The following is a 14,187-nucleotide window of genomic DNA, read 5'->3' on the forward strand; positions in this document are numbered from 1 at the left end:
CACCCATGTCCAACGTGTCCAACGAGGCCAAGCTTCGTGACTACCTCAAGAAGGTGACCGGCGACCTCCGCCAGGCCCACCGCTCCCTCCGCGAGCTGGAGCAGCGCGACCGCGAGCCCATCGCCGTCGTCTCCATGGCCTGCCGCTACCCGGGCGGCGTCGCCTCCCCCGAGGACCTGTGGGAACTCGTCGCCTCCGGCCGGGACGCCGTCTCCGCCTTCCCCACGGACCGGGGCTGGGACGACGACCTGTACGACCCCAGCGGTGAGCGCCCCGGGTCCTCGTACACCCGCGAGGGCGGATTCCTCCACGAGGCCACCCGGTTCGACGCCGAACTCTTCGGCATCTCGCCGCGCGAAGCCCTCGCGATGGACCCGCAGCAGCGGCTCGTCCTGGAGACCTCGTGGGAACTCCTCGAACGCGCCGGGCTCGACCCCCGGAGCCTCAAGGGCAGCCGCACCGGCGTCTACACGGGCGTCATGTACCACGACTACGCCTCCCGCCTCGACGGAGTCCCCGAAGGGCTGGAGGGATTCATCGCCAACGGCAGTGCGGGCAGCATCGTCTCGGGACGCGTCGCCTACACCTTCGGACTGGAGGGCCCGGCGGTCACCGTCGACACCGCCTGCTCCTCCTCCCTGGTCGCCCTGCACTGGGCCATCCGCTCCCTGCACCAGGGCGAGTGCGAACTCGCCGTGGCCGGCGGCGTCACCGTCATGTCCACCCCGCACACCTTCGTGGAGTTCAGCCGGCAGCGGGGTCTCGCCGCCGACGGCCGCTGCAAGTCCTTCGGCGCCGGGGCCGACGGGACGGGCTGGGGCGAGGGGGTGGGCCTGCTCCTGCTGGAGAAGCTCTCCGACGCCCGCCGCAACGGCCACCAGGTTCTCGCCGTGCTGCGGGGCAGCGCGGTCAACCAGGACGGCGCCTCCAACGGCCTGACCGCCCCCAACGGGCCCGCGCAGCAGCGGGTCATCCGCGAGGCACTTCACTCCGCGGGTCTCACCCTGTCGGACGTGGACGCGGTGGAGGCGCACGGCACCGGTACGAAGCTGGGTGACCCGATCGAGGCGCAGGCCCTGCTGGCCACCTACGGCCAGGACCGTGACCCGGACCGGCCGCTGTGGCTCGGCTCGGTCAAATCCAACATCGGGCACACCCAGGCCGCCGCCGGAGTCGCCGGGATCATCAAGATGGTCGAGGCGATGCACCACGACCGCCTCCCGGGAACCCTGCACGCCGCCGACCCCACACCGCACGTCGACTGGTCCGCCGGCGCCGTGGAACTCCTCCGCGAGGAACGCCCTTGGCCCAGGAGCGAGGAGCGCCCCCGCCGGGCGGGCGTCTCCTCCTTCGGGATCAGCGGCACCAACGCCCACGTCATCGTGGAGGAGCCCCCCGCGCCCCAGGAGACGGCCGCGCCCCAGGAGGCGTCAGCCGCCCCTGCCGCCCGGCGGGAGAACGGTGGTACACCGATCGCCTGGTCCGTCTCGGCCCGCTCCGCCGAAGCCCTCGGCGCGCAGCTCGCACGGCTGCGCAGCCATGCCGCCTCCCACCCGGAACTCTCCCCCTGGGACATCGGTCACGCCCTGGCGACGACGCGCGCGACCCTGGAGCACCGGTCCGTCGTGGTCGGGTCCTCGCGCGAGGAGCTGCTCGCCGGGCTGGAAGAGGCCGCCGGTCACCCGGGCGCCGCCGTCTCCGGCGGTCGGCTGGCGCTGTTGTTCACGGGTCAGGGTGCGCAGCGGGTTGGGATGGGGCGGGAGTTGTATGCCGCGTATCCGGTGTTCGCGGAGGCGTTCGATGCGGTGTGTGCGCGGGTGGACGGTGGGCTGGGCCGGTCGTTGAAGGACCTCGTGTTCGAGGGTGAGGGTGCGGAGGGTGTTGGTCTGCTGGATCGGACGCGGTTCACGCAGGCGGCGTTGTTCGCGGTCGAGGTGGCACTGTTCCGGCTGCTGGAGTCGTGGGGGGTGCGCCCGGACGCACTCCTGGGCCACTCGGTCGGCGAGGTCGCTGCCGCGCATGTGGCCGGGGTGTTGGACCTGGATGACGCGTGTGCGTTGGTGGTGGCGCGTGGTCGGTTGATGGATGCTCTGCCCGCGGGTGGGGCGATGGTGGCGGTCGAGGCGTCGGAGGAGGAGGTCCGTGCCGCGCTGGTCGACGGTGTCTCCCTCGCTGCGGTGAACGGGCCGCGTGCGGTGGTCGTCTCGGGTGCGGAGGCGGCGGTGGAGCAGGTCGCCGCCGCGCTCGCCGAGCGGGGCGCGCGTACGAAGAGGCTGGCGGTCAGCCATGCGTTCCATTCGGTGTTGATGGATCCGATGCTGGAGGAGTTCCGGCAGGTCGCGGAGACGCTGACCTACGGGCCTGCTCGCATCCCCGTCGTCTCGAACCTCACCGGTGAGGTCGCCGGTCCCGAGCTCTCGACGGCCGGTTACTGGGTGCGGCATGTGCGTGAGGCGGTCCGCTTCGCCGACGGCGTGCGGACCCTGCACGCCCAAGGCGTCACTCGCTTTCTCGAGGTGGGGCCCGAGGGTGTGCTCACCGCCATGGCGCGCACCACCCTGCCGGAGGCGGAGGACGCGCTCCTCGTGCCCGCGCTGCGGAAGGACCGCGCGGAGACCACGGCCCTGGCCGCCTCGCTCGCGCGGCTCCACACCCACGGCGGGCGTGTCGACTGGGCCGCCTTCCTCACCGGTGACGGCTCCGCCGCACCCGCCCGGCCCGTGGCCCTGCCCACCTACGCCTTCCGGCACCGCCGCTACTGGTACGACGGCGACCCGCGTCCCGCCCAGGCAGCAGACGAGGGGGAGCGGCTGTTCTGGGAGAGCGTCGAGCGTGAGGACGCCGAGGCGTTGGCCCGCACCCTCGATCTGCCCGGCGCGCGGCTGGACGAGGTGCTGCCGGCTCTCGCGGCCTGGCGGCGCGGACGCCGGGAACAGGCTCTGCTGGACCGCTGGCGCCACCGCGTGTCCTGGGCTCCCGCCCAGGACCGACGGGCCCCGGCCCTGCCGGGGACCTGGCTGCTCGTCACCCCGGCCGACGGGGACGGCGAGGCGGACGGCACCCGTGAAACGGTCGCCGCGCTCACCGCGCGCGGGGCACGGGCGCTGACCCTCGACGAGGTGGAGGAGTGGGCGAGCAGTGCGGAGGAGGACCGGGAGCCTGTCGACGGCCTGCTCTCCCTCCTCCCCGACGCCGCCGCCACCCTCCGCCTGCTTCAGGCGCTGGAGGGGCGGGAGGGAGCCGCTCCCGCCTCCGGCGCCCGGCTCTGGAGCCTGACCCGGGGCGCGGTCGCCACCGGCCCCGACGACCTTCCGCCCCGCCCCGAACGCGCCGAGATCTGGGGCCTGGGCCGGGTGGCCGCGCTGGAGCACCCCCACCGGTGGGGCGGCTGCGTCGACCTGCTGCGGACTCCCGCCGCCGTGGACTGGGAACGGCTGTGCGCGCTCGTCGCGGACGGGTCCGAGGACCAGGTGGCGCTGCGCGCCCCGGGCATCCTGACCCGGCGCCTCGTCCCCGCCCCGACCTCCGGGGGCGGCGGCGAGCCGGAGCTGCGCGGCACCGTCCTGGTGACCGGGGGCACCGGCGCGCTCGGCGCGCGGATCGCCCGCTGGGCGGCCGAACGCGGCGCCGAGCGGCTGATCCTCACCAGCAGGCGCGGCCCCGAGGCGCCCGGAGCGGCGGAACTGCACGCGGAACTCGTCACCCTGGGAGCCGCGCCCCTGATCGTCGCCTGTGACGTGGCCGACCGGGAAGCCCTTGCCGCCCTGCTGCGCGACCACCCCGTCGACGCCGTCCTGCACGCGGCCGGAACCGCCCCCTCCGCCCCGCTGGCGGAGCTGGACCCCGAAGACCTCGCCGAAGCGGGCCGCGCCAAGGTGCTCGGCGCCCGCAACCTCCACGACCTCACCGCCCACCGGCCCCTCGACGCCTTCGTCCTCTTCTCCTCCATCTCCGGCGTGTGGGGCAGCGGCGGCCTCGGCGCCTACGCCACGGCCAACAGCCACCTCGACGCGCTCGCCGAACTCCGCCGTGCCCAGGGTCTCACCGCCACCTCGATCGCCTGGGGTCCCTGGGACGAGTCGGGGATGGCGGCGGGCGACGCCGCCGAAGGGCTGCGCCGCAGAGGGCTGCGGCCGCTGGCGCCCGCCCGTGCCGTACGCGCCCTCGGGCAGGCCCTGCGCGAGGACGACGGCTGTGTCACCGTGGCCGACGTCGACTGGGACCGCTTCCTCCCCGCCTTCACGGCCGTCCGGCCCGCCCCGCTCTTCGACGGTGTCCCGGCCGCTCGTGAGGCCGCCGCCCGGACGGCCGCCGAGGACGGGGGCGACCGTTCCGCGCCCGTGGCCGGCACCGCCGCCGGACTCCGCGCCGAACTGGCCTCCCTCTCCCACGCCGACGGCCGGGCTCTCCTGCTCGACCTGGTTCGCGGCCACACCGCCGAGGTGCTGGGCCACGGCACCGGCGACCTGGTCGATTCCGGGCGGCCCTTCCGCGACCTGGGCTTCGACTCGCTCACCGCCGTCGAACTGCGCTCCGCACTCGCCCGTTCCACCGGCCTGTCCCTGCCCGCCACCCTCGCCTTCGACCACCCGACCCCCGCCGACCTGGTCGGCTTCCTCCACGCGGAACTGTCCCCGGACTCCGGGTCCCAGGGCGCTCCGACCGCCACGCCTCCCGGCGCGGGCGCGGCCGCCGGCGATCCGGTCGCCGTCGTGGGCATCGGCTGCCGCTTCCCCGGCGGAGCGGAGAGCCCCGCCGAGCTGTGGCGGGTGCTGGCCGGCGGCGTGGACGCCGTCGGGCCCTTCCCCGACGACCGCGGCTGGGACATCGACTCCCTCTACGATCCCGACCCGGACCGCCCCGGCACCTCGTACGTCACCGTCGGCGGATTCCTGGCCGGAGCGGGGGAGTTCGACGCCGAGTTCTTCGGGATCTCGCCGCGTGAGGCGCTGGCGATGGACCCGCAGCAGCGACTCCTCCTGGAGACGTCCTGGGAGGCCCTGGAGCGGGCCGGGATCGACCCCGCCGGCCTGCGCTCCAGCCTGACCGGCGTCTTCGCCGGGACCAACGGCCAGGACTACGCCTCCGTCATCCAGCGCGCCGCCGACGAACGCACCGACGGCTACCTGGGCACCGCCAGCGCGGCGAGCGTCGTCTCCGGTCGTGTCGCGTACTCCCTGGGACTGGAGGGCCCGGCGGTCACCGTCGACACCGCGTGCTCCTCCTCGCTGGTGGCGATCCACCTGGCCGCCCAGTCGCTGCGGCAGGGCGAGTGCGACCTCGCCCTCGCGGGCGGCGTCACGGTCATGTCCACCCCCACTGCCTTCACCGAGTTCAGCCGCCAGCGTGGACTGGCCACCGACGGCCGCTGCAAGCCTTTCGCTGCCGGCGCCGACGGCACCGGCTGGGGCGAGGGCGCCGGGATGCTCGTGCTGGAGCGTCTTTCGGACGCGGAGCGCAACGGTCATCAGGTGCTGGCGGTCATCCGGGGCAGCGCGGTCAACCAGGACGGTGCCTCCAACGGGCTGACGGCGCCGAACGGTCCGTCGCAGCAGCGGGTGATCCGGCAGGCGTTGGCCAACGCGGGGCTCGCCCCGTCGGACGTGGATGCGGTGGAGGCGCACGGCACCGGTACGAAGCTGGGTGACCCGATCGAGGCGCAGGCGCTGCTGGCCACCTACGGGCAGGGGCGCGACCCGGACCGGCCGCTGTGGCTCGGCTCGGTCAAGTCCAACATCGGGCACACCCAGGCCGCCGCCGGAGTCGCCGGGGTCATCAAGATGATCCTCGCCCTCAGGAACGGCGTCCTGCCCCGCTCCCTGCACGCGGACGAGCCCACCGGACACGTGGACTGGTCCGCCGGAGCCGTCCGCCTCGCCACCGAGCCCGTGCCCTGGCCCCCGCGCGCCACCCCCCGGCGGGCCGGTGTCTCCTCCTTCGGCTTCAGCGGCACCAACGCCCACCTGCTCCTCGAGGAGCCTCCTGCCCCCGAGCCCGCCCCGGTGCCCGCCGAGCAGACCGGCGCCGCTGCTGCCGCCCAGGGCGCGGCGGTGCCCTGGCTGCTCTCGGCCAGGTCCCCGCAGGCCCTCGCCGAGCAGGCGGCACGGCTGTCGTCGTACGTCCGGGAGCGCCCGGAACTGCGTCCGGTGGATGTTGGCCTCTCGCTGGCGACCACCCGCACCGCCTTCGCGCACCGGCTCACGGTGGTCGGGTCCTCGCGTGAGGATCTGCTCGCCGGGCTGGAGGAGGCCGCCGGTCACCCGGGCGCCGCCGTCTCCGGTGGTCGGCTGGCGCTGTTGTTCACGGGTCAGGGTGCGCAGCGGGTCGGGATGGGGCGGGAGCTGTATGCCGCGTATCCGGTGTTCGCCGATGCTTTCGACGCGGTGTGTGCGCGGGTGGACGGTGGGCTGGGCCGGTCGTTGAAGACCCTCGTTTTCGAGGGCGAGGGTGTTGGTCTGCTGGATCGGACGCGGTTCACGCAGGCGGCGTTGTTCGCGGTCGAGGTGGCGTTGTTCCGGCTGCTGGAGTCGTGGGGGGTGCGCCCGGACGCACTGCTCGGGCATTCGGTGGGGGAGATCGTGGCCGCGCATGTGGCCGGGGTGCTGGACCTGGATGACGCGTGTGCGTTGGTGGTGGCGCGTGGGCGGTTGATGGATGCTCTGCCCGCGGGTGGGGCGATGGTGGCGGTCGAGGCGTCGGAGGACGAGGTCCGTGCGGCGCTGGTCGAGGGTGTCTCCCTCGCCGCGGTGAACGGGCCGCGTGCGGTGGTCGTCTCGGGTGCGGAGGCGGCGGTGGAGCAGGTCGCCGCCGCGCTCGCCGAGCGGGGCGCGCGTACGAAGAGACTGACGGTCAGTCACGCGTTCCATTCGGTGTTGATGGATCCGATGCTGGAGGAGTTCCGGCAGGTCGCGGAGTCGCTGACCTACGGGCCTGCTCGCATCCCCGTCGTCTCGAACCTCACCGGTGAGGTCGCCGATCCCGAGCTCTCGACGGCCGGTTACTGGGTGCGGCACGTCCGTGAGGCGGTCCGCTTCGCCGACGGCGTGCGGACCCTCCACGCCCAAGGCGTGACCCGCTTCCTCGAACTGGGCCCGGACGGTGTGCTTACCGCCATGGCGCAGAGCACCTTGCCGGAGGCCGGGGAGGCGTTGTTCGCGCCCGTGCTGCGCAAGGACCGCGAGGAAACGTTCTCCCTGCTCACCGCCCTCGGACGCCTGCACGCCCACGGCGGCGAGGTCGACTGGGCCGCCCACTTCACCAGCACGGCCGCCGACGCCCGGCGCGTGGAACTGCCGACGTACGCCTTCCAGCGTGAGCGCTACTGGCTGGAACCCGCCGATGGCCGGGGCGGTGGGGAGCGGCGCCGGTACGGCCTCGTCTGGCGGCCCCGCACGGCCGTGGACGGACAGGCCGCTCTGCCGGGCCGGTGGCTGATCGCCGTGCCCGACGGGGCGGCGGCACCGTGGGCCGGGGAAGCGGTGAAGACGCTGGCGGCGCGGGCCGACGAGGCCGTCGTCGTCCGGGTGACCGCGGACGCCTCGCGCGCGGAACTGGCCGCCGAGATCGGGTCCCACCTCGCGGAAGCCGGCGTTCGCGGGGTGCTCTCGCTGCTGGCGGCCGCCGACGCGGACGGTCCCGGCCCTCTGTTGACCCCTCTGCTGCACCTTCTCCAAGGGCTCGGCGACACCGGGTGCGAGGCACCTCTGTGGTGCCTGACCTCCGGTGCCGTGGAGGCCGGCGGTGCCGGGCAGCGGACCGTGGACCCGGCCCAGGCCGGGGTCTGGGGGTTCGGCCGGACCGCCGCCCTGGAGCTTCCCGGCCGGTGGGGCGGGCTGCTCGACCTGCCCGAGGCGATCGACGGGACCGCCTGGGACCAGGTCTGCCGGGCCCTGACCAGCGGCGCCGAGGACCAGGTGGCGGTGCGTTCCGACGGAATCCACGTCCGTCGCCTCGTCCCCCTGCCCGCCGCCGACCCGGCGGCGCCGGGGACGCGGGTCCGGGGCACCGTACTGATCACCGGGGGAACCGGTGCCCTCGGCTCCCGCCTGGCCCGCCGCCAGGCCGAGGCCGGGGCCGAGCACCTGGTGCTCGTCAGCCGTGCCGGGGAGCGTGCCCCGGGAGCCGCGGCACTCGGCGAGGAACTGCGGGCGGCGGGGTGCCGCGTGACGTTCGCGGCCTGCGACGTGGGCGACCGGGAGGCGGTCGCCGCCCTCCTCGCCGCGCACCCCGTCGACGCCGTCTTCCACACGGCGGGCACCGCCCACCTCACCCCGCTCGACCGGCTGACCGCCGCCGAACTGGACGGGGTGCTGCGGGCCAAGGCGAAAGCCGCTCTCCTCCTCGACGAACTCCTCGGCGACCGGCCCCTCGACGCCTTCGTCCTCTTCTCCTCCATCGCCGGCGTCTGGGGCAGCGGCGAACAGGCCGGGTACGCGGCGGCCAACGCCGTCCTGGACGCGCTGGCCGAGGCCCGGCGGGCCCGCGGGCTGACCGCGACCTCCGTGGCCTGGGGGCCGTGGGCCGAGGCGGGCATGGCCGTCGACGGGGGAGTCGAGGACCACCTGCGCAAGCGCGGGGTGCGCGCGCTGCGCCCGGCCTGGGCCGTGCAGGCCCTCGAACGGGAGATGGCCGAGGGCCGGGCCGCCACGGTCGTGGCCGACGTGGACTGGAGCCTCTTCCACCCGGCTTTCACCGCGCTGCGGCCGAGCCCCCTCCTCGACGCCGTACCGGCCGTCGGGGAACTGCGCGCGGCGGCCACCGCCGGGACCGGCCGTTCGCCGTCGGGGGACGACTGGGCGCGGCGGGTGACCGGTCTCGGCGAGGCCGAGGCCGCCTCCGTCGCGCTGGAACTGGTCCGCGCCCGGGCGGCCGAGGTGCTGGGCCATGCCGGCCCCGGCGCCGTCCACCCCGAGCGGCCCTTCCGCGAGCTGGGCTTCGACTCGCTGACCGCCGTCGAACTCCGTGACCGCCTCGCCACCGCGACCGGGCTCCGGCTGCCCGCCACCGCGGTCTTCGACCACCCCTCCCCGCAGGCGCTCGCCCGCCGGCTCACCGCGATGGCCGCCGAGGCCACCGGGACGCAGCGGCCCGGCCGTGCCGACGCGGCGGCCGCGCCGCTCGACCCGGACGAGCCCGTCGCCATCGTCGCCATGGCCTGCCGCTACCCCGGCGGCACCCGCTCGCCCGAGGACCTCTGGCGGCTCGTCACCGACGGCACCGACGTCATCTCCCCCTTCCCCGCCGACCGCGGCTGGCCGCTGGAGAACCTCTACGACCCCGACCCGGACCGGCGCGGCACCTCGTACTCCCGTGAGGGCGGCTTCCTCCACGAGGTCGCCGACTTCGACGCCGAGTTCTTCGGGATCTCGCCGCGTGAGGCGCTGGCGATGGACCCGCAGCAGCGGCTGCTGCTGGAGACCTCCTGGGAGGCGTTCGAACGCGCGGGCATCGCCCCCGGCTCGCTCCGCGGCAGCCGTACCGGCGTCTTCGCCGGGCTCAACAACCAGGACTACGCCGCCGTCCTCGCCGCCTCCGGCGAGGACGTAGAGGGACACCTCGGCACCGGCAACTCCGCCAGCGTGGTCTCGGGGCGCCTCTCCTACACCTACGGTTTCGAGGGTCCCTCCCTGACGGTGGACACCGCGTGCTCCTCCTCGCTGGTGGCGCTGCACCTGGCAGTGCAGTCGCTGCGGCAGGGTGAGTGCGACCTCGCCCTGGTCGGCGGGGTGACGGTGATGTCGACGCCCGGCATCTTCGTGGAGTTCAGCAGGCAGCGCGCCATGTCCCGCGACGGCCGGTGCAAGTCCTTCGCGGAGGCCGCCGACGGCACCGGCTGGTCCGAAGGCGCCGGTGTGCTGCTGGTCGAGCGGCTCTCGGACGCGGTCCGCGAGGGCCACCGGGTCCTCGCCGTCGTCCGCGGCAGCGCGGTCAACCAGGACGGCGCCTCCAACGGCCTGACCGCCCCGAACGGGCCGGCCCAGCAGCGCGTCATCCGCCAGGCCCTCGCCAACGCGGGTCTCGCACCCGCGGAGGTGGACGCGGTCGAGGCACACGGCACCGGCACCACCCTGGGCGACCCGATCGAGGCGCAGGCCCTCCTCGCCACCTACGGGCAGGACCGTCCCGAGGACCGGCCGCTGTGGCTCGGCTCGGTCAAGTCGAACATCGGGCACACGCAGGCCGCCGCCGGCGTCGCCGGGATCATCAAAATGGTCGAGGCGATGCGCCACGGCCGCCTCCCGAGGACCCTCCACGTCGACGCGCCCTCCTCCCACGTCGACTGGACGGAGGGCGGCGTCCGCCTGCTCACCGAGGAGCGGGAGTGGCCCCGCCCCGAAGACCGCCCCCGCCGGGCGGGCGTCTCCTCCTTCGGCTTCAGCGGCACCAACGCCCACGTGGTGCTGGAACAGGCCCCCGACCAGGAGCCGGCCGGCCACCAGGCCCCCGGGCCCCGACCGCAGGAGCAGGCCGGTCCCGCGGCCGTCCTCTGGCCGCTGAGCGGGCACACCGAGGAGGCCGTGCAGGCGCAGGCGGCCCGCCTCCTCGCCCACCTGGACCGGCCCGGCACGCCGGGAACGGCAGGCACCGGCGCGGCCGGGGCGAGCGCCGCCGACATCGGGTTCTCCCTGGCCGTCACCCGCACCGCCCTGCCCCACCGCGCCGTCCTCGTCGGCCGCGACCGCGCGCAGCTCGTGGAGCGGCTCACCGCCCTCGCCCACGGCGCCCCCACCCCGGGCGTCGAACGGGCCCTCGCCGAACCGGGCTCCAAGCTGGCCCTCCTCTTTCCCGGGCAGGGCTCCCAACGCCCTGGGGCGGGACGGGAGCTGGCCCGCACACAGCCCGTCTTCGCCGAAGCCCTCGACGAGGTCTGCGCCCACCTCGACCCGGCGCTCGGCCGCCCCCTCGGCGAGCTGCTGTTCGCCGAGGAGGGCACCGCCGAAGCAGCCCTCCTCGACAGGACCGCCTACACCCAGGCCGGGCTGTTCGCCCTGGGCACGGCACTCTTCCGACTCTACGAGAGCTGGGGCGTGCGGCCCGACGCCGTCATGGGCCACTCCGTCGGCGAACTCACCGCCGCCCACATCGCCGGCGTGCTCTCCCTCCCCGACGCCTGCGCCCTGGTGGCGGCACGCGGCCGGCTCATGGGCGAGCTGCCCGAAGGCGGCGCCATGATCGCCGTGGAGGCCGCCGAGGCCGAGGTCCTGGCCGCGCTCGACGCCGACCCGGAAGCAGCCGGACGCGTCGCCGTGGCCGCCGTCAACGGCCCCGCCTCCACCCTCCTCTCCGGCGACGAGGACGCCGTCACGCGCCTCGCCGGGTCCCTCGCCGGACGGGGCGCCCGGACCAAGCGGCTCCGCGTCAGCCACGCCTTCCACTCCCCGCACATGGACCCGATGCTGGACGCCTTCCGGGCCGTGGCCCGCGGCCTCACCTTCCACGAGCCCCGGCTGCCCGTCCTCTCCAACCTCACCGGCGCCCTCGCCGCCCCCGGCCAACTGACCTCCCCCGACTACTGGGTCGACCACGTGCGCCGCACCGTCCGGTTCGCCGACGGGGTCGCGGCGGCCCGCGCCCACGGCGTCACCGCCTTCCTCGAACTGGGACCCGACGCCGTCCTCACCGCCATGGCGGGCCACTGCCTGTCCACCGCGCCCCCAGCGGCCGACGCGCCCGGCGGGCAGGCGGCGCCGCCCGTCCTCGCCGCCGCGCTGCGCGCGGGCACCGACGAGCCGCAGCAGGCCGCCACCGCCCTCGCCCGGCTCCACGCCCACGGCCGTACCGTCGACTGGGCGGCCTTCCAGCGGTCCGGCCGGACCCGCACCGTCGAGCTGCCCACGTACGCCTTCCGCCCCACCCGCCACTGGCCGTCACCCGCACGCCCCCGCGACCTCGCCCCGCACGACCCGTCCGGTCAGGACGCGCGCTTCTGGCAGGCCGTCGAGGACGAGGACCTCACCGGCCTCACCGACACCCTCGCCGAGACCCTCGCCACGGTCGGTGACGGCACCCTCGCCGACACCGTCGCCCCGGCCCTGCCCGTCCTCGCCGCCTGGCGCCGAGCCCGGCACGACCGGGCGGCCGGCGACTCCCGCCGCTACACCGTCGCCTGGCGGCCCGTCCGGCAGGCGGCCCTCCGGGGCGGCGCGGGAGCAGGCGCCGCCACCTGGCTCCTGGTGACCCCCGCCGCGACTTCCCGTGCGGGCGCCGCCGCCGACGCCGAGAAGGCACTCGGCCGACGGCTCTCCGCCGACGGAGCCCGGGTCCTCACCCTGCGCCTCCCCGCGGAAACCCTCACCGACCGTGCGGAGACCGCCCACCGGCTCCGGCGACTCCTCGACACCACCGGCGGAGACGGCACCCGAGCCGCCACCGGCGTGGTCTCCCTCCTCGCCCTCGCCGACGAGACGCCCCTCACCCCGGCCCTCACCCTCCTCCAGGCCCTCGGCGACGCCGGGGTGACCGCACCCCTGTGGTGCCTCACCACCGGAGCCGTGGCCACCGACACCCAGGACGCGGCCCGCCTCTCCCCGGCCCAGGCCCAGCTCTGGGGCCTGGGCCGGGTGGCCGCCCTCGAGCACGGCGACCGCTGGGGCGGCCTCCTCGACCTGCCGGGCACCGGCACCCGGCCGGAGAACGCCCTCTGGGACGACGTGGCCGCCGTACTGGGCGGCACCGAGGACCAGATCGCCGTACGACCCGGCGCCGTCCTCGCCCGCCGCCTCGTCCACGCCCCGCGCGCCCCCCGGGCCGCGCGCCCCGGCTGGACCCCGCGCGGCACCGTCCTGATCACCGGCGGCACCGGCGCGCTCGCCCGGCACGTCGCCCGGCGGCTGGCTTCCTCGGGCGCCGGCCACCTGGTCCTCGCCGGGCGCCGGGGACCCCGCGCCCCCGGCGCCGACGGGCTGCGCGAGGAACTGACCGAGCTCGGCGCCCGCGTGACCATCGCCGCCTGCGACCTCACCGACCGCGACGCCGTCACCGCCCTCCTCGCGGAGCACCCCGTCGACGCGGTCGTGCACACCGCCGGGGCGGCCCGCCTGACCCGGCTCGACCGCCTCACCGCCGCCGAACTGGCCGAGACCAACGCGGCCAAGGTGACGGGCGCCGACCTCCTCGACGAACTCCTCGCCGACCGGCCCCTCGACGCCTTCGTCCTCTTCTCCTCCATCGCCGGAGTCTGGGGCAGCGGCGACCACGGAGCCTACGCCGCCGCCAACGCCCACCTGGACGCGCTGGCCCGTCGCCGCCGGGCCCACGGACGGCCGGCCACCTCGGTGGCCTGGGGCCCCTGGGCGGGTTCCGGGATGGCGGTGGAGGGCGGCGTCGTCGAGGACCTGCGGCGGCGCGGCCTCACCGCCCTCGAGCCGGAATCCGCTGTCGACGCCCTGTTCGACGCCCTCGCTTCCGACGAGCCCTGCACCACCGTCGCCGAGGTCGACTGGGCCCGTTTCTCCCGGCTCTTCACCGCCGCCCGCCCGAGCCCGCTCCTCCAGGAGATCGTTGCCGGCACCGGTGCGGACACCCCCGGCCCCGACCGCTCGCACCCCGACGGCCCGGAGCCCGCGCAGGCCCCCGACGCGGCCACCGACCTCCGCCGAAGGCTCACCGCCATGCCCCCGCAGGACCGGGGGCCCGCCCTGGTCGACCTGGTCCGCACCACGGCCGCCGAGGTCCTCGGCCACGGGGCCGGGGCCCGCGTCGAGTCCCGGCGCGGCTTCCTGGAGCTGGGTTTCGACTCGCTGACGACCCTGGAGTTCCGCGACCGGATCTCGGCCCGGACCGGGATCCCCCTCCCTGCCACCGCCGCCTTCGACCATCCCACCCCCGCCGCCCTCGCCGCCCATCTGGAGTCCGCGCTCCTCGTGGACGCCGGCCGCGGAACCGCGTTGCTGGCGGAGACCGACCGGCTCGCGGACGCCCTCGCCGCCCTCCCGGCCGACGACGAGCACCGCGCCACCCTCGCCGACCGGCTGCGCGGCATCGCCGACCGGCTCCAGGACACCGCGGACCCGGCGCCGGACGGGGCAGCGGGCACCGCCACCGGGGGCGAACCGGACGAGGAGTTCGCCGACGCCTCCGTCGACGACATGCTCGCGCTGATCGAGAACGAGTTCAGGAACTCTTGACATGCCTGTGACGCAGCGGACGGGGCGCACGCCGACATGCGTCACTGGAGGCGTGCCGCGC

The 14,187-nt window shown here is 75.8% G+C and carries 1 protein-coding gene; it reads left to right on the forward strand.

Translation table 11 applies throughout. The features are described from left to right. The first annotated feature begins 14 nt into the window (after window positions 1–14). Complete coding sequence (locus C1708_RS00230) at window positions 15–14,126, forward strand: type I polyketide synthase (protein ID WP_502696107.1); 14,112 nt, start codon at window positions 15–17, stop codon at window positions 14,124–14,126. The last annotated feature ends 61 nt before the right edge of the window (window positions 14,127–14,187 follow it).

It is taken from the genome of Streptomyces sp. DH-12 (genome assembly GCF_002899455.1).
GTDB lineage: Bacteria > Actinomycetota > Actinomycetes > Streptomycetales > Streptomycetaceae > Streptomyces.